This is a genomic window from Flavobacterium croceum DSM 17960 (assembly GCF_002917885.1).
GTDB classification, from domain to species: domain Bacteria; phylum Bacteroidota; class Bacteroidia; order Flavobacteriales; family Flavobacteriaceae; genus Flavobacterium; species Flavobacterium croceum.
Map to the genome: position 1 here is coordinate 1 of NZ_PQNY01000015.1, position 18,871 is coordinate 18,871.

An 18,871-nucleotide genomic window follows, 5' to 3' on the forward strand; every position below is an offset into this window, starting at 1 on the left:
CCAGCCATACCATTAATACTAAAAGTTTGCAAAGCAGGTGCTTTGTCTTGCCCAAACCATTGTTGGCGTGCTGTAAGTCGTATTTTTGTACAACTCGAAGCTCCTGCCATAGACGGATGCAACAAATAATAATTATCTGATAAATAATCTGAATATACCGGAAGTATCTCTTGTGAGTAAGACAATTTACTCATTAAAAAGAATACAAACAAAAACTTTGAAAATTTCATTACTAAGCAATAAGCATTATTAGGTTTGGTCAAATATATAAATTTATAATCATAAAATTAAAAAACAAGCAAAGATATTTACGAAAACACTCCATAAACCACCGTTTTAATAAAACTTATACTACACTCAACAAATGCAACTAATAATTTTGTACATTTAAAACTTAATTTAAAATCTCAAATTATGGCAGTATTAAAAGTAATCGAAGTACTATCTAGCTCAACTACAAGCTGGGAAGATGCAACAAAAAAAGCAGTAGAGCAAGCTGCAAAATCTTTAAAAAATATACGTTCTGTATATGTTCAAGAGCAAAGTGCAACTGTATTAGACGGAAATGTAAGTGAATATAGAGTGAATTTGAAGCTAACATTTGAGATAGAATAAAAACCTAAAACTCTCTTAGTATCAAAAAGATGTCTTTATAAAATATATTTTTATAAAAATAAATTTATTTTTGTACTCTAAACTAAAAAACAACTAGAATTATGGGAATTGGAAATTTTTTTAAAAACCTTTTTGGCTCAGCCAAAGAAAATGTAAGCGAATTTGCCGACAAAGCTGAAGATTTGGCAAGCAATGCTGTAGAAAGTGTAAAAGAAGCTGCTGCTCCACTTGTAGACAAAGTTGAAAACTTTGCCGATGATGCTAAAGAAAAAGTAAGCGAATTTATTCCTGCTGCTGGCGAAGCCATTGAAAACGCTGTTGAAACAGCTAAAGAAAAAGTAGGCGAATTTGCCGATAAAGCCGAGAATTTTGCTACAGATACTATTGAAACTGTAAAAGAAAAAGTAAACAGTTTAACTGACTCTGCTGAAGAAAAAGTTGAAAAAGCATCTGACGAAGTTGCTGACTAAAACATTGCTTTTTAAGTAAAAAAATCACACCTTTGCGTGTGATTTTTTATTTTATGGAAACTCCTTCTCAAGAAATTTCTACCGCAACTCAGTATCTTGAAAAAATTACAAGAGTTGTAATAGATTACTCCCCGAAACTTATTTCTGCTTTTTTACTACTATTTGTAGGCTTATATACCATTCGGTTTATAAACAGATTAGCCAAAAAAATAATGACTAAAAGAGAGCTAGACCCTACCCTATCTCAGTTTTTGGCCAATATTTTGCTTTGGGCGTTACGCATATTATTGTTTGTAACGTTTATTTCAAAATTAGGCATAGAAACTTCTTCTTTTGTAGCTATTTTGGGAGCAGCTGGTTTGGCTATAGGTATGTCGTTGCAAGGTTCTTTATCGAATTTTGCTGGAGGCATGCTAATTATTTTGTTCAAACCTTTTCGAGTAGGCGATACTATTGAAGCTCAAAACCAAATAGGAACCGTTGATGAAATTCAAATTTTTGTTACCAAATTAATTTCTGCCAATAATCAGGTTATTTTTATTCCAAACGGAATTTTATCAAATGGTACAATAATAAATTATACTTTAAACGGTAAAAGAAGAATTGATTTGGTTTTTTCTTTATCATACAACACAGATATTAAAAAAGCCAAAGAGATTATTACGAAAGTACTACAATCTAATGAAAAAGTTTTAAAAGATCCTATGCCTGTAGTTGCCGTAAAAGATTTAACAGATAGTGCCATTCATATTGCCATACGACCTTGGGCTACCAACGAAGATTTTCCGGGAGTTTCGTCTCAAATATTGGAAGATTGCAAAACTGCATTTGACCAAGAAGGCATTAGCATTCAACCTTTTATAAAAAATAATTAACTTATTTTGAACTTTTTAAGGCTATAAAGTCTTTTAAATAAAAAGGCTCGTAGTAAGCTACATCTTCCCATTGCTTATTTTCAAATTTTAAATAAGCCAAAGCTACCATATCTTTGGCAGAAGGATAAACAAATTGGTCTAGAAATACGAATTTTTCTTGTGTTAAAACAGCCTTTGCCTTCTCGTTTGAATCTCCTATACAATAGATTTTATCCTCAATGTTTTCAAAACTATTTTCTGAGAGTATTTCTGCTTGAGTTTCTCTTATTTTTGTTTTATTACTATCAAAAACAGCACTATATACTTCCATTCTTCGGGCATCTATCATAGGTATAATAAAACCACTCGAAATATTTTTGACTTGTTGTGCTAAAATTTCTAAAGTATCTACAGCTATAAGTGGTATATGTAAAGCATAGCACAATCCTTTGGCGGCAGAAACCCCTATGCGTAACCCTGTATAAGAACCCGGGCCAGAGCCAAAAGCAATAGCCGATAAATCGTTTGGGGTAATTTGAGCTTCTTGCAATGCCTCTTCTATAAAGACATGCAACATTTCGGCATGAGCATAACCTGCATCGGCAAATTCTTTACAACAAAGCACTTCGCTATATTTAGAAACAGCTACCGAGCAATTTTTGGTAGCTGTTTCAATATGTAGTATATACATTTCTTATTTTTTATCTGTTTTTTTGGAAGCAACATTCACTTTGTCACCAGAATTTAAATCTTTTGATACTGTAGTATAAGGCCCTACAATTACTTCTTCTCCTTTTTGAAGCCCAGAGACTATTTCGATATTGGTATCATCTTGAATTCCTGTTTTTACAATTTTGATTTTGGCTTTACTTCCATTTTTTACAAAAACACATTCAAATTTTTTATCTGATTTTGGTTTTTGTTTTTCGTCATCTTCTTTACCTAAATCTTTTTTGTTTACCGCCGAAGTATCTGCTTTCATCACTACTGCACTCAATGGTATACCGATAACTTTTTCTTTTCGGGTGGTTATAATATCTACTGTAGCCGTCATACCGGGTCTAAATGGTGAATACGATGCTGGTTTGCCTTGTAGCAAATCTTGATAAGATTCTTTAAGTATACGAACTTTTACTTTAAAATTGGTTACTTGGTCGGCAGTTGTAGTTGCACTTGCCGAATTGGAGATACTGGTAACAATGCCTTTAAATTCTTTTTTCAAATAAGCATCGACCTGAATTTTTGCAGTATCGCCAATAGTTACTTTTACAATATCATTTTCATTCACATCTACCTCTACCTCCATATTATTTAAATTGGCAACTCTTAAAATTTCTGTACCTGCCATTTGTTGAGTTCCTAATATTTTTTCTCCCAATTCTACATTTAATACAGAAATAGTACCATCGGCAGGAGCATAAATTAAGGTTCTACCCAAATTATCTTTGGCTTCTTTTACAGATGCTGATGCGCTCTTAACATTAAAATACGCCGATTCTCTGCTGGCTTTTGCTGCTTCAAAGGTAGCTGTAGCTTTATCCCAATCTGATTTTGAAATAATTCCTTTTTCAAAAAGGGTTTTACTGCGTTGGTAATTTGATTGAGCTTCTTTAAAACTTGCTTCTGCCTGACTTAAACTTGCTTTTGTTCCCGAATAATTAGACACTGAACGTTCTACCCCAGAAGAGTATAAATCGGGGTTTATTTTTGCAAGCAATTGTCCTTTTTTTACTATTTGCCCTTCTTTTACAGGAAGTTCTATAATTTCTCCCGAAACTTGCGAAGATACTTTTACTTCTATTTCGGGTTGTATTTTACCTGTTGCCGAAACGGTTTCTACAATTGTTATTTCGTTTGCTTTGGCAGTTTCTACTTCTATACCTTCTTCTTTATCACCAAAAACTCCCATTTTGGACAAGGCCAATAGTAGTATAATACTCGAAACAATTACTGCAATTATTATGTATGTTTTCTTTTTTGACATGGTATTTTAATTAATGGTTAAGGGTAATCCGTAATAAAATTCTACAATTTTTACTTTAAAAATATAATCGTATTTAGCATTTAAAAAATTAGATTGTGCATTTACAAAAAGGGTTTGAGCTTGGCTATAATCAAAACTATTCATCATACCTACTGCGAATTTTTCTTTCGCATAATTAAAGGCTTCTTTTCTGGCATCGAGCGATGCTTGTGTTGCCAAATAATTATTGTATGCTCCTTTGGCATTACTTACTGCGGTATATACATTTTTTTCTAACTCTTGCTGAGCCAAAGTTAAATTGTTTTGCGAACGTTTGGCTGCTATTTTTGCTCTATCTACTGCATATTTTGACGCAAAACCATTAAATATAGGAATATTAAGTTGCACTCCAAAATTATGCCCTTTGTATTGGCTAAGTTGATCAAAAAATGGCAGTGGCCCTGCTACTACTGGCATACCGTTTTCTATTACTATTCTATCAGAATAAGTAGCTCTAGCGCTAAAACTGTAAAACCCTGTAAGGCTCGGTTGCAAAGCTCCTTGAGCAATTTTAATGTCTTTTTGAGCTATATCTACATTGGCTTGAGCAATTTTAAGTTCTACTCGCTGTTGTTTTGCTTTATCAATAATTGTTTCGGGGGCTTCTTGCATCACGCTATAATTTTGAACGGCATAGTCGGCTTCGGCAATATCAAAATTTTTATAATCGTCCAATTGCAATAATTGAGCTAAGGCTATTTTTGATAAAAACAAGGTGTTTTCGGCATTTACAATTTTTTGTTTATCGTTGGCTACTGTAGCTTTGGCATCGAGCAAATCTCCTTTGGGTAGAGAACCTGCTTTTACGGTTTCGTCTATCTTGGTATATTGTTTTTCATCGTTTGCCAACTGTTCTTTTTGTACTTTTAAGTTCTCTTTATTATACAATATTTGTAAATAAGCATTGGCAATATTCAAAGCAATATCATCTTTCATTTTTGCAAGTTGTAATTGCGATAGTGTTTGTGTAAGTCTCGCTCTAGACAATCTATTTTGATTTTGCAAACCACTATAAATAGGCACATTGGCATTAATGCCGGCAGAAGTAAACTGCGTTGTTTGGTTTTCGAGCAAACCCGTAGTAATATTCTGATTTAAACCAATATTCCACGAATGAGATGCCGAAGCGTTTACATTGGGCATAAAATCTCCTATCGCTGCTTTATAGTTTATATCGGCCGTTTGCGAGTCTAGAGCCGATTGTTGTATTGAAATATTGTTTTTAACAGCATGCTCTATACAATCTTTAAGTGTCCATTTTTTTTCTTGACCAAAAACAGAAACGATAAAAAATAAATAAATAATTAAACTCTTTTTATACATAATGATTTTATAAATTAAAAACATACAGTTTTAAGAAATAATCCTTAAAATGTATGTTTTATTTGTAGTTAATATTGCTAAAATGTTACAATAAGTTATTGTAAATTTTGTTTACTCCATAATTCAAAATATTTTCTTTTATTTGCTAACAATTCTATATGATTACCTTTTTCTACAACCGTTCCGTTTTCCATAACTAAAATAGTATCTGCATTTGCTATAGTGCTTAATCTATGTGCTATAACAATAACTGTTTTTCCTTGCAACTTGAATTTATCAATAACATCTTTTACTATCTTTTCTGAATTTGTATCTAAAGCTGAAGTAGCTTCGTCCATCAAAAGTATTTCAGGTTCTTTATATAGTGCTCTTGCAATTGCAATTCTTTGTTTTTGTCCACCTGATAGCATTGCTCCATTTTCTCCAATTTGTGTTTCAAATCCATTAGGAAGTTTTTCTACAAACTCGGTTATACCCAATTCTTTAGATAATTCTAATATTCGTTGCATATTTGGAAACAGTTCACCTAATGCAATATTTTCTATAATATTGCCTGAAAATAAATTTAATTGTTGAGGTATAACTCCAACATTCTTTCTCAAACTTTGATAATGTATATATTTCAAATCATAATCGCCAATATAAATTTTCCCTTCTTTTATTGGATACAAATTTTGAAGCAATGAAATCAATGTTGTTTTTCCACTTCCACTTTCTCCTACAATTGCAGTAGTCTGATTCTTTTTAAAAACAGCATTAAAACTCTTGAAAACCTCAATTCTTGAGCCATAACGAAAACAAACATTTTCAAATTTTACATCTCCAACATTATCTTTTTTTAATTCAATTTTGTTTTCTGTCTCTTCCCTTTCTAAATCCATTATTTCAAATAGTCTATCGGCCGCAATCAAAGCGTTTTGTATTGTTTTATTCATTCCAATTAATGATGCGACTGGTGAAGTAAAATAACCTATCAAAGCATAAAAAGAAAATAATTCACCTGGGGTAATTTCACCTTCAATGACATATCCCGAACCAATCCAAAGTAAAACTATAGTAAAAATAGAAGCTAAAAATTGTGTTGATGTATTGGCAAATATTCCGTTTAAACCTGATTTATATATGGTAAATAGCAATTTTACAAATTTATTTTCTGTTCTAATATTAGAAAATTCTTCTATTCCAAATTCTTTTACTGTTCTAATATGTGAAACACTCTCAACTAATTGTGTTTGTAAATCGGCTGCATTCTCCATTATTTCTCTTTCAACTTTTTTATTAAATCGATTTAAAAGAAAATAAATTATTACATAAAATGGAATTATTAATAATATAACCAATGCTAATTTCCAATAGTAAGTAAACATTAAAGCAAATGAAAAAATAACGACAAATATATTTACAATCATTTCTATAGCTACTTCGTTGATAAATGAACGTATTTTAACCGCGTCGTTTATTCTTGAAGTAATTTCACCTATTTGCATTGTGTCAAAAAAACGTTGAGGCAAATGCAACAAATGTTTGTAATAACCCAAAATAAGTTTTGCATCGATTAATTGCCCCGTTTTAATTACAAAAACACTTTTTTTAGAGCCTATAAATGCTTGAAGTAAAATTACTCCCACCATAGAAATGCTAAAAAGATTAAGCAACTTTTTGTTTCCTTCAACTAATACATAATCGGTAATTTTTTGAACATAGATTGACATTGCCAATCCCAAAACTGTAAATAGAATTGCTCCAACCAAAGCTTGTATTAAAATTGTTTTGTGTGGTTGTACTAATTGCCAAAATCTTTTTAATGGAGAAACTTTATCATTATACGTTTTAAAATCATCACTTTTAGCAAAAAGAATAAGAACACCCGTCCATACTTTTTGAAATTCTTCGTAAGAATAAGTTTCCATTTTACCAACACCTGGATCCATTACTGTAATTTTATTTTTAGTAACGGAATAAACCACAACATAATGGTGCAATTGTTCTTTCACAATAATATGTGCAATTGCAGGTAATGGAATTTTATCTAGCGCATCAATCCCTCCTTTTACACCTTTGGCTGTAAAACCCATTTTTTCGGCAGCTTCTATAACACCTAAAACATTAGTGCCTCTTTTATCAGTATTGGCATATTGTCGAATTCTAGCTATTGGAAGATTAACCTTGTAATAATTCCCGATACTAGCCAAACAAGCGGCTCCACAATCTTTAATATCGTGTTGCTTTATTTTAATTGATGCCATTTATTTTGTTATTTGTTTTGGGTTTAACCAATCATCAACTTTATCAAACAACAAATCAAATAAACTTCTACGTGTTATTATATATCTTGTAGTCAAAGTCATTCCTTTAGAAACTTGGGTTTTATAACCCGATTTTAATTGCAACACTTTTGATTTTAAATTACATCTAACCTTAAAAAAAACGTGTTTATCCTGTATAGTAATATTTTTGTCAATATCAATTACTTTACCCTCAAGCAAACCCCATTGATTGTAATTGAAAGCATCTATTTGAAACTTTACGTTTTGGTTTTTCTTTATTAATCCAATATCATTAGGAGATACTGTGCTTTCAACTATTAAATTGTCTTCTGGAGAAATTGTAGCAATAGGTTGTGAAGCATTGATAAAAGAACCTATTTGCAAACCATTGAAACTCTCAATAGTTCCAGTAACTGGTGCTAAGATGAAATAGTTTTTTTCTTCTGCTTTCATTTTAGCAACGTTTCCGTTTAAATTCTTTATTCGTTCTTCTAAATCTCGCTTTTGGGTTTCCCAAGTAGCTTTTTGTTGATTAACAAAACTTTGCAATGCTTGGTTGGCAAAACGCAATTCAAAAACATATTTTTCAAATTCCATTTTGGCAATTACTCCTTTGTTAAAAAGTGTTTTGTTTCGGTTATAGTTAATTTGGGTTTGAGCCACTTTGCTTTGTAGTTCTGTTTTCTTGGCTTGAAATTTATAAAAATCTTCTCTAGCCGTAGAAGTTTTAAGTGAGCTTGTTGCTCCTTTAAGAATGTTATTAATATCTAACAACAATTTTGAAACGGTGTTAGATAATGTGTCTTGGGTTTGTTTCTCGGTTTCTAAACTTTCTTTGGCTATTTTTATAAGTGTATCGCCCTTGTTTATTTGTGCATTATTTTTAAGCTTTATCCAAGTGATTTTACCACTAACAATACTTGCTAATGGTACATTGTCAGTCTTACTACGAATAATACCTCGGCTTTGGCTACTGATATCTATTTTGATAATGGGTAACAAAACCAAAAATGTGATTAATGCCAAAACCACCACCAAATAAATAGAAATAGTCTTGGTTTTGTTTTTAGCAATAAGGTTTTCGAGAGTGTTTATGGGGTCTGAACTGAAGTTCATAAATTATAATTATTGTCTTTATTTATTGCTAAAAACAGTTTAGAATGTAATTAAACTGAAAAATTTATTTACAAAATATAGCAATACCACTATTGCAATGACAATTAATGCTCCTTTTAATGCAGCTTGTTCGGCTTTTGGACTATTTTGATTCATAAGTTTATTATAAATTAATTATTTCTTAGCCTCATTATATCCGTCAATAAAGCCTCGTTTCATGTCTTTTATAACATCATTCCAACCAAAAAATGTTTCAATTATAAATAAACTTAGAACTCCTAAAAAGAAAAATTTAATGTCTCGTTTTGTAATTTTCATAGCTTTTTGTATAAAATTAAAATTGTATTTCTAAAATTTAAATTTATTTATCGATATCATCATTATTTGGACTACCAATTGCATAATAAATAATATATAACCACCCACAAAAACCATGAAATATAGCCCAAAATATAGACTTGTTTAGTGACCATGAAATGGTTATTGCTAATATTGTTCCAAATATTACAACTGTTTTTACTACATCAATATTCATAATAGTTTAGAATTTAAATATATTAATACTGCAGGTAAATTCATACAAGCATGCATTGAGATACCCCAAAAAAAACCTAATCTAACTCTAGCATATCCAAAAAACATTCCCATTGCCAATTGTGGTAAAACTAAAATTGGCAATAGCCAAAAATAACTTTTTGGGAGAACATCAGTAAAGTTGTTAAAGTGTAGCATAGAAAAAGTTAAGCAACTAAAGTAAAATATAAAACCATAATATTTTAATCCAAGGTAAGTAATTAATCTTTGCTTGATTATAAAAGTTAAGGAAATGCATAACAAAATTATAGTTAAATATAATAGTAAATTGATGTTAAATTTTAAGTTTATAAATTTTAAAAACAGAATAATCAAAAAAAGTAAAGACACCTGAATATTTGCTTTCTTAAGATTTAAAAACAACCTACTAATTATTTCCTCTATAAACGGGCCTATAAATAATATGTATGATACATTCTCTAATACCGAATATTTATTCCATTTTAATTTTTGCTTAACATTTATAATATAAGATAATTTTGAGTCAATTAAAAACAATATAACTTTGCTCAATATAGCCATAAGATAAACACTAACAAACATTAAAAACAAAAGATTTAACATTGTCTTTATCTTCAATCTTATTGAGTTATGTTGCAACTCAATCAATTTAGGCTTCTTCAAGAAGTTTATAAAATCAAGAAATATAATATCTAAATCCATTAATTAAAAAAAGAAACTTCATTAAAGCTAAAAACTTTAATGAAGCTTCAAATATCTAATAGAATTAACCAAATATCCAATCTCCAACGGTAGAAACCATTGTACCAACATCTTTAATTGTCTGACCTATAGCATGACCAATATGCCAACCTACCGAATACCCTGCCTGAACATCACTATTATTTGAAACATGAGGAGCTGTGGAACCTCCATTAATTTCTAAAATTTCATTATAACTAAGATTTTTCATTTTTACTTTATATTTTTAATTATGTTTTTGATTTTTGTAATACGCTTGAATAGCTTTCTTTTTAGAACTATTTCATTCCAGCTCTAATTCCATCCCCTATTCCAGCAAGTGCACCAGCAATCTGTAAACAAGAACTACAAAAACCATCCTTAACCCCAAGAAAAAAGGAATATCCTGGATAATCACCTCCATCAATATTTGAAACCTCTTGAGCATTAAGCTCTACTAAATTTAAATTTTCTAAATTCATAATGTAAAGTTTTGTGCCTGCCTCTCGACAAGCAAGTTAATAAAAAAATTTTGATTGTAACAAAGTTGTTTTCTCGAGAACTTTTTTGTTATGGTAAAATTGTTATATTTTCTTAGGTAAAACAATAACTTTTATAGAATATTTATTACTTTTGCGCTATAAATTATAATTTTTGGTTATGGAAAACATAATAGAAAAAATCAAAGATATTAGAAAAAGTAAAGGCTACTCTCATGAATATATGGCTCACAAACTAGAAATGAGCCAACCTGCATATTCTAAAATAGAAAAAAACGAAACTGTTTTGTCTGTAGATAGATTATTTAAAATAGCCGAAATATTAGAAACGTCTGTTATAGACATATTAGATATAAACCCCAATACTATTTATAATCAAACTAACAATGATAACGCTACTTTTATTGGTCATCAACAAGTAGAACACTTATATCAAGACAATAAGGAAAAATCAGAAAAGATAGAGCAACTCTACCTATCTCGCTTAAAAGACAAAGACGCTATGATTGAGCAGTTACAAAAATTGTTGGAAAAATATTTAAAATAATTTAAAACCCTATTTTAATAGACTCGACACTACTAAAAACTGGTTGTATAGCGTATTAAAACCATCTTTGAATCTATTATTTTATGTTACGAACGTATTAAAAGTAAGTTACTACCTATTTAATAGATTAGTTAACGTATTAAAAGTACTTTATAACTTATTTTAATTGGTTTAACAATGTATTAAAAGTATATTTTAACGTATAATAATACATTTAGAACTAAACCACTATGGACTAGAAGTCCATAGGTTTGGTTGGCAGACTAAAAGGCTGAAAAGCAAAAAACTGCCACTGATTAAAATGATTTCCGCTGATTAAATCCTTTAAATCATCTTAATCAGTGGCAAAACTTTTTAGAAGCTAAAGCGAGATGCACTCAAAGTGCATAGTTTTAAACTATATTTGAGACCAATAAAAAAAGCCAAAAGGGAAACCTCTTGGCTTTAATACTGCAATTTTTAATGTTATTCCGCTACAGGAGTATCGGTAGAGGTAGTTTTATTGGAACTTCCCGAAGGTCTTCCTGCAAAAAATTGTCCTATTTCACTAACTTTGGTTTGATAGCCTATTGCATTGGTAGAGGCTTTGTACTTTGCATAATCATAATCGGTTAAAGATGCTTGGTAATTATCCCAATCGTGTAAAATTTTTGCATTGGTTAATCCATCAATTATACTTTGCAACCGTTGAATTGTAGTTTGTAAATAGGAGCGAGAATCATGGTCGTTCATAAATTCTACCCAATCTACATCGGGACTGCTAAGGTTTGGCTGGCTGTCTCTAAAATCTTTTACCTTATTGATAATTAATTTATTTTGCTCGTTTACACTTCCGTATTGCTTGCGCTCATCGGCTGTTAAATTAGCAAGTTTTGGAATCAATTCAGTTTCTAAAGAGGCTAGAGCTGTGTTTACTGCATTTTTTTCTTCTGAAGAAAAATGTCTGTTTTCAAAATTTGTAAATGGCATACTATAAAAATTTAAAGTTAAACGTGTATAAAATGTGTATAATGCAAGCATCAAAAACTAAACCAAAAAACAATACAAAACAAAATATTTTTTTTTACATTCACACTCTAATTTTTATTTTAAAATGAGCATAACAACATCATCATATTTGAATTTGCATATCCAAATGAAATTTTTGCTGCAATGTGCTGCAAGTATATTGGCTATCTTGACATTTTTTGGCTGTTCTACAACGAGCAAAATAGCAACTCTTAAGCCCGAACCTTCCAACACCAACGATGTAGTTTACAAAAACACGACTTCTTTTGTAAATATGCCTATGAATATTTCTTTAAAAGAAATTGAAAACCAACTCAATAAATCGTTGGTAGATGTGGTTTATGACGATAATAATTTGGAAGATGATAAAACCGAAATGAAAATATGGAAAACAGCACCTATTAAATTATTGGAGAAAAACGGGAAAATACAATCGGTACTTCCGTTAAAAATTTGGGCAAAAATTAAGTACGGAACAGACTTTATGGGGCTTAATGACACGCGTGAAATTAACTTAAACGGAACCATTACCTTACTTAGCAGTGTAAAACTTTCCAATTGGAAACTCAATACCGTTTCTAGTATAGAAGATTTTGAATGGAGTGAAAGTCCGAGCATAGTAGTAGCAGGAAAAAATGTTCCTATTACCTATATTATAAACCCTACGCTTTCTATTTTTAAATCGAAAATTGCAAAAAAAATTGATGACGCTATAGAGAAATCGTGCGACTTTAAGCCTTATGTGCTTGATGTACTCGATAAACTAAGCACCCCTTTTGAAACTAGCCCAACCTACGAAACATGGTTTAAACTTATGCCAAATGAAGTGTATGTAACCGATGCTTTGTTGAGCAAAAACACTATTTCTATGAATTTAGGATTAAAATGTGGTATGCAAACTATGGTAGGCAATCAACCTAAAAAAACCTTCGATAAAAACGATATTAGTTTTAAAACTGTAAGCAAAATGCCCGATAAAACTACCGCTTCTATTGCTGCTGTTTCTTCTTATGAAAGTGCAAGCCGAATTATTACTAAAAATTTTCAGGGAAAAGAATTTGCTTCGGGCAAAAGAAAAATTACTGTACAAAAAGTAGATTTATGGGGTAAAGATGGCAAAATAATTATTGCTCTAGATATGGTAGGGAGTATTAACGGTTCTATATACCTAAGTGGAGTACCTAGTTACAACTCGATTACAAAAGAAATTTATTTTGAAAACATGGATTATGTTTTAGACACCAAAGGTGTACTTACTCGAACTGCAAATTGGTTACTACAAGGTATTATTTTAAAAAAGATACAAGAAAATTGCAGGTATTCTATAAAAGAAAATTTAGAAGAAGGTAAAAAAAGTTTAGCGCCTTATCTTAGTAATTATTCGCCCATGAAAGGTGTTTTTGTAAACGGAATATTAAACGATTTAGACTTTGAAAAAATAGAAATTACCAATCAAGCTATCATTGCATTTATTACTGCCAATGGCACTATGAATGTTACTATAGATGGTATGGATTAAATTGTACATGAAAAACACAACAAAAAACATAACCAACATTTTAAAATAAATTTACTGTGAAGAGAATAGTTTTTTTTCTTTATTATTGCTTGCTTTATTTAGCAATGCTCTCGTGTAGTAAAACCAATGATATATCTACAACAAGTACAGCTCCTATTACATCTTTTGCTAAAGGAGCCGATGTGAGTTGGTTGCCACAAATGGAAGCCAGTAATTATGTTTTTAAAGATTTGAATAATACTACCACCGACTGTTTGCTTTTATTAAAAAATAGAGGTATTAATACTATTCGTTTAAGAGTGTGGGTTAATCCTTCAAACGACGCTATAAATGGGCATTGTAGCAAAGAAGAAACTGTAGCTATGGCGGTTCGTGCCAAAAATATGGGTATGCGTATTATGATTGATTTTCATTACAGCGATTCGTGGGCAGACCCTAGCAAACAAAACAAACCTATGGCATGGTCAAATCATTCGTTTATACAACTCAAAGAAGATGTTTATAATCATACTTTTGAAGTACTTACCTTACTAAAAAACGCAGGAATTACTCCAGAATGGGTACAAATAGGAAATGAAATTACAAGTGGTATGCTTTGGCCTGAAGGAAAATACAACAACTTTAGCCAACTTACACAATTGGTAAACCAAGGGTATTATGCCACAAAAGCAAGTAATTCGTCTATAAAAGTAATTGTGCACCTAGATGAAGGCAACAATAATTCTAAATTTAGATGGTTTTTTGATTTAGCAACCGTTTATCAAATGCAATACGATGTTATAGGGTTTTCTTACTATCCATATTGGTTGGGAACAGATTATACAGCATCTATTTCATCTCTAGAAAATAATTTGAATGATATGGTAACTCGTTACAACAAAGAAGTAATGATTGTAGAAATAGGAGGCGATTACACTCTTGTTCAAAACACAAAAGATATGCTTCAAAAAACCATTAACATTGTAAAAAACATTCCTAACAATAAAGGACTTGGGGTAATTTATTGGGAGCCTCAAGCAGAAAAATCATGGAGTAACTATCAACTAAATTGTTGGCTTTCTAGTGGGAAACCTTCTCCTGCACTAGATGCCTTTTTATAAGTTACTATTTTTCTTTTTAACAAACATTTTATAAACCACATACCCAACTACTGCCACCAAAACATAGGGAATAACCATTAAATAAACAATGCCATCATTTAGGGCTTCGGCTTGGCTATGATCTCCGCTACTTTCCAATGAAGCCCTACACATAGCACATTGCGCTTGAGAGAGATTGGAAACAAACAAACTGCAAACTACCAAAATATAATTTGCAATTTTAGTATACTGCTTTGTATGTCTATTAAGCATAATAGGGCGCAATCATAATGTATACTAAAACACCTGTTATGGCAACATAAAGCCATATTGGAAACGCAATTTTTGCAATCTTTCTATGTTGATCAAAACGTTGCGATAATGCTCTAACATAAGTAATAAGCACCAAAGGAATAACGATTATAGATAGAGCAATATGAGACATTAGAATAAAGAAATAAAGCATACGAATACCTCCTACTGCACTTTTTTCGGTTTCTTCCAAAATTCCGTTATGATTAGCATCTCCAAAATAAGTGTTTACAGACGTCATATGGTATGCAACATACATTACCAAAAACAATAAAGAACATAATATAGCAACCTTCATTAAAGCTTCGTGCAAATTGGGCTTTTTGTTTTTAATAGCCCATAGAGCAGCTATAAGTAATAATGCAGTGATAGCATTTATAGTGGCATATATAGGCGGTAAAAAAGATAGTGGTTCTACATTAAAACCTAAATCTTTTAATTTTACAGTAAACAATATGGCTACTACTACAGGTATAAGTATAGAAACCAAAATTATGGGTAATTTGTAGTTTTTTTCTGTTGTCATTACTAGTATTTAAAAATTTATTCTTTTAATAAAATGTCTATATCTTCTATTATTGCCTTTACGCCTTCATCTTTAAGACCATCATAATACATAATAGGGTTTCCGTACTCATCTTTTCTACAACGAATATTTCCTTCTTTGTCTATTAAAGCGAATAATCCAGAATGCTCAAAACCACCTGCAGCCTTATTGTTTTGTCCTGCGTAGAGATTAAAACCTTTGTTTGCAATGCTGTATATATAGGCTTTGTCACCCGTAAGAAAATGCCAATTCTTTGAAGTTATACCCAAACTTTTTGCGTGATCTAGTAAAACTTGTGGAGTGTCATTTTCGGGGTTAATAGTAATAGAAGCTATACCAAATTGTGGATTTCCAAAGTATTTTTCTTCTATTTTTTTCATGTTTTTATTCATAATTGGACAAATAGAAGGGCAGGTAGAAAAAAAGAATTCAAGCACGTATACTTTTCCTTTATAATCTTCATTTGTTATTTTTTTTTCATTTTGATCGGTAAGTTCAAAGGCTGGGGCTTTTCCCATTTTTTCTAAATTTCCTCCAGAAAGTTTATCTATTATTTTGGGAACAGCCCATATACCAAATAATAAAATAATAAATGATAATCCTATGTATGATTTATTTTTCATTGCTATATTTTATTCGTTTTGTATTACAATCCATGTTTGCGTCTATCGGCATTATTTTTTTTCAAAGCGAGCCTATATTCTGCCAAAATAATTTTTACATCATCTGTCATTTCATTGTGTAACTCTGATGCTAATGTTGTATTATATCCTTCTTTGTATTCTTCTTTCCCTTTTTCGCTTTTACCTTTTCTACCTCTTAAATTACGATTTTTATCAACAATAAAAACAAAATTACTTCCGGCTGTTTGGTTAAGATTTCCTAGTAATTTCAATCGAGAATAATACTCTTTAATTGAGTTTTTTGGTGCAAACACAAAGTTCCAACCCGAAGGATTTCCTAGTTTGTGCAAATCTGATTTAACCTTTTCTACATCAGACTCTTTTCCTGTAGGAACAACCATAACTATTTGAAAGTCTTTAAATTCTCTATTTTTTTTATAAATTTCTTCAAATAAGTTAAAAAAACGTCCTTTCTTTTCTAATACCTCGTCTCCTGTAAAACCTAAAATTGTAATTTTATTTTGTAACGTTACATTTGTTTTAGAATCTAAATTTTTTAAATCTGGTATATTTTGAGTAATTGTAGGCAACTTAGCAAAACTGTTTATTCCAGAAGCAAAAAATAGATAGGCTACTATAGGAAGAATGAATAATGTAAATAATACTAGATTTTTTTTCATGATTATGATGCCTATTGTTTTGGCATACAAAAATAAAAAAAGGTATGCAATTGCATACCTTTTTTCTGAATTAATATAGTACTAAAAATTCCATTTAATGGTAGAATTTTTAAACACCCCAAAAACATAGTGTCCTTCTACAAGAAGTATAAATGCTAAATATAAAATCAAGAACACAGCTGTCCAAACAACAGATCTACGCAATGATTTTGTTTCGCCTTCCATGTGCATAAATGCCCATACAATATAATATGCTTTAAACAAGGTTAAGATGATGAATATCCAATTAAGTATATTCATGCCAAATAAATTAGTGTGGTGCAATGCAGCTGGCTTTGCCATACCCAAAGCTACCTCTACGATAGTTACTAATGAAAGTATTCCAAATACTAACCATATTCTTTTTGTGTTTGACTCGTGTGCGTGTGCCATAATATTTTTACTTACTAAAAGTTACTAAATTTAAAGATTATACTAGGTAGAAGAATGTAAATACAAACACCCATACAAGGTCTACAAAGTGCCAATACAAACCTACTTTTTCAACCATTTCATAGCTTCCTCTTTTTTGGTAAGTACCCAAAAGAACATTAAGTAATATAATAAGGTTTATCATTACCCCAGAAAAAACGTGAAATCCGTGAAACCCTGTAATAAAGAAGAAAAAGTCTGCAAACAATTTACTTCCGTACTCATTTTTTTGAAGATTTGCACCTTCTACAACATCTTTTGCGGTAGCCAAACGAGCTTCAGACTCGGCACGATTAAGTACAATTTTGTGTTTTTCTTTATTTAAAGTAGGATGTATCCCTTTTATCTCTTTAGTATCTTCAGAATAAATAGTTTCTATTCTTATCAATACATCTTTGTTTGCTTTAAAACCAGCTAAAACTTCGTTTACAGAGTATGAAGGTAAAGTTGCCTCGTCTGAAAACCAAATACCATTACTTTTTTTGTGTTGAACACGCTCTTCTGGCAATGTTACTGCTACTTCAGAAAGTTTTAATCTTTCTCCTTTTGAATTTACAAATTGTAATATACTACCACCTTTGCTTTCTACAGCCCCATATTCACCTTGAATAAAGTTTTTCCACTCCCAAGCTTGAGAGCCAACGAAAATTAAACCTCCAACAACGGTAAGGAACATATAAAATGCTACTTTGGCTTTATCCATTTTATGACCAGCATCTACGGCTAAAACCATCGTTACAGATGAAAAAATTAATATAAATGTCATTAATGCCACATAGTACAATGGCAAGTTTTGACCGTGCATAAATGGAAAGTGTGTAAACACTTCATCGGCAATTGGCCATGTTTCTATAAATTTAAATCTAGAAAATCCGTAAGCTACAATAAACCCAGAAAAGGTTAAAGCATCTGAAAGGATGAAAAACCACATCATAAGTTTGCCATAACTTGCTCCTAGGGGTTCATTTGCTCCACCCCAAACTTTTCCTACAGTATTAGCAGTAACTGTTGCTCCCATATATAATTATTAGTTAAAAAGTTGTCAAATTTACATTTTTTTCTCATTTAAAGAAATATAAAAACAAAAATAAATACACCCATAGTAAATCTAAGAAGTGCCAATACATAGCGCCCAGCTCTATTCCTAAATAATTTTGCGCATTGTATTTGCCTTTAAGTTGCTTATAGAGAATAATTAACAGTGCTATTAAACCCCCACTTAGGTGTGCCAAGTGCGCTAAAACCAGTATGTATAAAAATGATATAGTTACCGAACCGCTATTGCCTGTAGGGTACAAATGATTTTGAAATAACGATTCAAAACCCGAAAATTGAAACACTACAAAAACAATACTTGCTACTAATGTAAGTACTAAAAATAGTGTAGTTCGTGATTTGTTGTCATTTTTTATAGCATTCTTTGCAAGAATAAAAAACACACTACATAAAATTATGGCGGCAGTACTATAAAAAAAGGCCGATGGCAATTCAAAATCTTTTAACCAATCACGTCTAGATTTTGAAACCACGTAAGCACTGGTAAGACCAGCAAACATCATTACCATGCTAATCATGGCAAAGATTAAAATTAGTTTTTTTGAACGAGCCTCTCTCGACTTATGTTCTTCTAGAGTCATCATAA

General features: G+C 31.0%; 24 protein-coding genes. 6 read left to right on the forward strand and 18 right to left on the reverse strand.

What is annotated here, in order from left to right:
- Positions 1-230, reverse strand: a 230-nt coding sequence (locus Q361_RS10840) for a type IX secretion system membrane protein PorP/SprF (protein ID WP_146047008.1), incomplete at its 3' end; no start/stop codon positions are given.
- Between the two features lie 184 nt (positions 231-414).
- On the opposite strand from Q361_RS10840, the gene Q361_RS10845 reads away from it, so the two are divergent.
- The 3 genes from Q361_RS10845 to Q361_RS10855 all read left to right on the forward strand — a co-directional run bounded on the left by Q361_RS10845 (position 415) and on the right by Q361_RS10855 (position 1,960).
- Positions 415-615, forward strand: a complete 201-nt coding sequence (locus tag Q361_RS10845) for a dodecin family protein (protein ID WP_103726757.1) — start codon at positions 415-417, stop codon at positions 613-615.
- 101 nt (positions 616-716) lie between these two features.
- Positions 717-1,085: a hypothetical protein gene (locus tag Q361_RS10850; RefSeq protein WP_103726758.1), complete on the forward strand. Its 369-nt coding sequence runs from the start codon at positions 717-719 to the stop codon at positions 1,083-1,085.
- 38 nt (positions 1,086-1,123) lie between these two features.
- Positions 1,124-1,960 (forward strand): mechanosensitive ion channel family protein, encoded by an 837-nt coding sequence (locus tag Q361_RS10855; protein ID WP_394335865.1) that lies wholly within the window; start codon positions 1,124-1,126, stop codon positions 1,958-1,960.
- A gap of 1 nt (position 1,961) precedes the next feature.
- Here the strand turns inward: Q361_RS10855 and tsaB are convergent, their stop codons facing one another.
- The 9 genes from tsaB to Q361_RS13850 form a co-directional block, all read right to left on the reverse strand.
- Positions 1,962-2,630, reverse strand: coding sequence for a tRNA (adenosine(37)-N6)-threonylcarbamoyltransferase complex dimerization subunit type 1 TsaB (tsaB, locus tag Q361_RS10860; protein ID WP_103726760.1), 669 nt, complete (start codon positions 2,628-2,630; stop codon positions 1,962-1,964).
- Between the two features lie 3 nt (positions 2,631-2,633).
- Entirely contained in the window at positions 2,634-3,923 is a 1,290-nt protein-coding gene (locus Q361_RS10865; protein WP_103726761.1) for an efflux RND transporter periplasmic adaptor subunit, read from the reverse strand.
- A gap of 6 nt (positions 3,924-3,929) precedes the next feature.
- Positions 3,930-5,285 carry a TolC family protein gene (locus Q361_RS10870; protein WP_103726762.1) on the reverse strand — a complete coding sequence of 452 codons (1,356 nt, stop codon included), beginning with the start codon at positions 5,283-5,285 and terminating at the stop codon, positions 3,930-3,932.
- A 95-nt stretch (positions 5,286-5,380) separates the two neighbouring features.
- Positions 5,381-7,531 (reverse strand): peptidase domain-containing ABC transporter, encoded by a 2,151-nt coding sequence (locus Q361_RS10875; RefSeq protein ID WP_103726763.1) that lies wholly within the window; start codon positions 7,529-7,531, stop codon positions 5,381-5,383.
- Positions 7,532-8,668 carry an HlyD family secretion protein gene (locus tag Q361_RS10880; protein ID WP_103726764.1) on the reverse strand — a complete coding sequence of 379 codons (1,137 nt, stop codon included), beginning with the start codon at positions 8,666-8,668 and terminating at the stop codon, positions 7,532-7,534.
- Positions 8,669-8,842: 174 nt separating this feature from the next.
- Positions 8,843-8,986: a hypothetical protein gene (locus Q361_RS13735; RefSeq protein ID WP_169929294.1), complete on the reverse strand. Its 144-nt coding sequence runs from the start codon at positions 8,984-8,986 to the stop codon at positions 8,843-8,845.
- Positions 8,987-9,029: 43 nt separating this feature from the next.
- Entirely contained in the window at positions 9,030-9,203 is a 174-nt protein-coding gene (locus tag Q361_RS13740; RefSeq protein WP_169929295.1) for a hypothetical protein, read from the reverse strand.
- A gap of 786 nt (positions 9,204-9,989) precedes the next feature.
- Positions 9,990-10,175, reverse strand: coding sequence for a hypothetical protein (locus Q361_RS10890; protein ID WP_103726766.1), 186 nt, complete (start codon positions 10,173-10,175; stop codon positions 9,990-9,992).
- A 67-nt stretch (positions 10,176-10,242) separates the two neighbouring features.
- Entirely contained in the window at positions 10,243-10,425 is a 183-nt protein-coding gene (locus Q361_RS13850) for a hypothetical protein (RefSeq protein ID WP_211290378.1), read from the reverse strand.
- Positions 10,426-10,603: 178 nt separating this feature from the next.
- On the opposite strand from Q361_RS13850, the gene Q361_RS10900 reads away from it, so the two are divergent.
- Complete coding sequence (locus tag Q361_RS10900; protein WP_103726767.1) at positions 10,604-10,990, forward strand: helix-turn-helix domain-containing protein; 387 nt, start codon at positions 10,604-10,606, stop codon at positions 10,988-10,990.
- Between the two features lie 465 nt (positions 10,991-11,455).
- Here Q361_RS10900 and Q361_RS10905 read toward each other — a convergent pair whose 3' ends face one another.
- The gene (locus Q361_RS10905) at positions 11,456-11,959 is read right to left on the reverse strand and encodes a hypothetical protein (protein ID WP_103726808.1); all 504 of its coding nucleotides are present in this window, start codon (positions 11,957-11,959) and stop codon (positions 11,456-11,458) included.
- Between the two features lie 166 nt (positions 11,960-12,125).
- Here Q361_RS10905 and Q361_RS10910 point away from each other — a divergent pair, with 166 nt between their 5' ends.
- Both Q361_RS10910 and Q361_RS10915 read left to right on the forward strand, forming a co-directional pair.
- Positions 12,126-13,517: a DUF4403 family protein gene (locus tag Q361_RS10910; protein ID WP_103726768.1), complete on the forward strand. Its 1,392-nt coding sequence runs from the start codon at positions 12,126-12,128 to the stop codon at positions 13,515-13,517.
- A gap of 56 nt (positions 13,518-13,573) precedes the next feature.
- Positions 13,574-14,617 (forward strand): glycoside hydrolase family 53 protein, encoded by a 1,044-nt coding sequence (locus Q361_RS10915; protein ID WP_245874629.1) that lies wholly within the window; start codon positions 13,574-13,576, stop codon positions 14,615-14,617.
- On the opposite strand, the gene Q361_RS10920 is transcribed toward Q361_RS10915, so the two are convergent.
- From Q361_RS10920 to Q361_RS10950, 7 genes are all read right to left on the reverse strand, one after another.
- A complete protein-coding gene (locus Q361_RS10920) occupies positions 14,612-14,869 on the reverse strand; it encodes a hypothetical protein (RefSeq protein WP_103726770.1) in 258 nt (85 codons plus the stop codon). The two genes, Q361_RS10915 and Q361_RS10920, sit on opposite strands and share 6 nt — an antisense overlap.
- Complete coding sequence (locus Q361_RS10925; protein ID WP_103726771.1) at positions 14,862-15,434, reverse strand: DUF420 domain-containing protein; 573 nt, start codon at positions 15,432-15,434, stop codon at positions 14,862-14,864. The genes Q361_RS10920 and Q361_RS10925 overlap by 8 nt, the downstream gene beginning before the upstream one ends.
- 17 nt (positions 15,435-15,451) lie before the next feature.
- Positions 15,452-16,078, reverse strand: a complete 627-nt coding sequence (locus Q361_RS10930) for an SCO family protein (RefSeq protein ID WP_103726772.1) — start codon at positions 16,076-16,078, stop codon at positions 15,452-15,454.
- A 23-nt stretch (positions 16,079-16,101) separates the two neighbouring features.
- Complete coding sequence (locus Q361_RS10935) at positions 16,102-16,758, reverse strand: hypothetical protein (protein ID WP_103726773.1); 657 nt, start codon at positions 16,756-16,758, stop codon at positions 16,102-16,104.
- An 81-nt stretch (positions 16,759-16,839) separates the two neighbouring features.
- Positions 16,840-17,190, reverse strand: a complete 351-nt coding sequence (locus tag Q361_RS10940) for a cytochrome C oxidase subunit IV family protein (protein ID WP_103726774.1) — start codon at positions 17,188-17,190, stop codon at positions 16,840-16,842.
- Positions 17,191-17,227: 37 nt separating this feature from the next.
- On the reverse strand, positions 17,228-18,247 hold the full coding sequence (locus tag Q361_RS10945) for a cytochrome c oxidase subunit 3 (RefSeq protein WP_103726775.1): 1,020 nt from the start codon (positions 18,245-18,247) through the stop codon (positions 17,228-17,230).
- Between the two features lie 43 nt (positions 18,248-18,290).
- Positions 18,291-18,869, reverse strand: coding sequence for a cytochrome c oxidase subunit 3 (locus tag Q361_RS10950; protein ID WP_103726776.1), 579 nt, complete (start codon positions 18,867-18,869; stop codon positions 18,291-18,293).
- Between the last annotated feature and the right edge of the window lie 2 nt (positions 18,870-18,871).

What these genes read in the sequence shown, in the direction of transcription:
- Q361_RS10940 (WP_103726774.1), bottom strand. Translation starts at nt 17,190, where the DNA reads ATGGCACACGCACACGAGTCAAACACAAAAAGAATATGGTTAGTATTT.
- Q361_RS10945 (WP_103726775.1), bottom strand. Translation starts at nt 18,247, where the DNA reads ATGGGAGCAACAGTTACTGCTAATACTGTAGGAAAAGTTTGGGGTGGA.
- Q361_RS10890 (WP_103726766.1), bottom strand. Translation starts at nt 10,175, where the DNA reads ATGAAAAATCTTAGTTATAATGAAATTTTAGAAATTAATGGAGGTTCC.
- Q361_RS10900 (WP_103726767.1), top strand. Translation starts at nt 10,604, where the DNA reads ATGGAAAACATAATAGAAAAAATCAAAGATATTAGAAAAAGTAAAGGC.
- Q361_RS13735 (WP_169929294.1), bottom strand. Translation starts at nt 8,986, where the DNA reads ATGAAAATTACAAAACGAGACATTAAATTTTTCTTTTTAGGAGTTCTA.
- Q361_RS10875 (WP_103726763.1), bottom strand. Translation starts at nt 7,531, where the DNA reads ATGGCATCAATTAAAATAAAGCAACACGATATTAAAGATTGTGGAGCC.
- Q361_RS13850 (WP_211290378.1), bottom strand. Translation starts at nt 10,425, where the DNA reads ATGAATTTAGAAAATTTAAATTTAGTAGAGCTTAATGCTCAAGAGGTT.
- Q361_RS10865 (WP_103726761.1), bottom strand. Translation starts at nt 3,923, where the DNA reads ATGTCAAAAAAGAAAACATACATAATAATTGCAGTAATTGTTTCGAGT.
- Q361_RS10910 (WP_103726768.1), top strand. Translation starts at nt 12,126, where the DNA reads ATGAAATTTTTGCTGCAATGTGCTGCAAGTATATTGGCTATCTTGACA.
- Q361_RS10845 (WP_103726757.1), top strand. Translation starts at nt 415, where the DNA reads ATGGCAGTATTAAAAGTAATCGAAGTACTATCTAGCTCAACTACAAGC.
- Q361_RS13740 (WP_169929295.1), bottom strand. Translation starts at nt 9,203, where the DNA reads ATGAATATTGATGTAGTAAAAACAGTTGTAATATTTGGAACAATATTA.
- Q361_RS10935 (WP_103726773.1), bottom strand. Translation starts at nt 16,758, where the DNA reads ATGAAAAAAAATCTAGTATTATTTACATTATTCATTCTTCCTATAGTA.
- Q361_RS10880 (WP_103726764.1), bottom strand. Translation starts at nt 8,668, where the DNA reads ATGAACTTCAGTTCAGACCCCATAAACACTCTCGAAAACCTTATTGCT.
- Q361_RS10870 (WP_103726762.1), bottom strand. Translation starts at nt 5,285, where the DNA reads ATGTATAAAAAGAGTTTAATTATTTATTTATTTTTTATCGTTTCTGTT.
- Q361_RS10905 (WP_103726808.1), bottom strand. Translation starts at nt 11,959, where the DNA reads ATGCCATTTACAAATTTTGAAAACAGACATTTTTCTTCAGAAGAAAAA.
- tsaB (WP_103726760.1), bottom strand. Translation starts at nt 2,630, where the DNA reads ATGTATATACTACATATTGAAACAGCTACCAAAAATTGCTCGGTAGCT.
- Q361_RS10850 (WP_103726758.1), top strand. Translation starts at nt 717, where the DNA reads ATGGGAATTGGAAATTTTTTTAAAAACCTTTTTGGCTCAGCCAAAGAA.
- Q361_RS10920 (WP_103726770.1), bottom strand. Translation starts at nt 14,869, where the DNA reads ATGCTTAATAGACATACAAAGCAGTATACTAAAATTGCAAATTATATT.
- Q361_RS10950 (WP_103726776.1), bottom strand. Translation starts at nt 18,869, where the DNA reads ATGATGACTCTAGAAGAACATAAGTCGAGAGAGGCTCGTTCAAAAAAA.
- Q361_RS10930 (WP_103726772.1), bottom strand. Translation starts at nt 16,078, where the DNA reads ATGAAAAATAAATCATACATAGGATTATCATTTATTATTTTATTATTT.
- Q361_RS10925 (WP_103726771.1), bottom strand. Translation starts at nt 15,434, where the DNA reads ATGACAACAGAAAAAAACTACAAATTACCCATAATTTTGGTTTCTATA.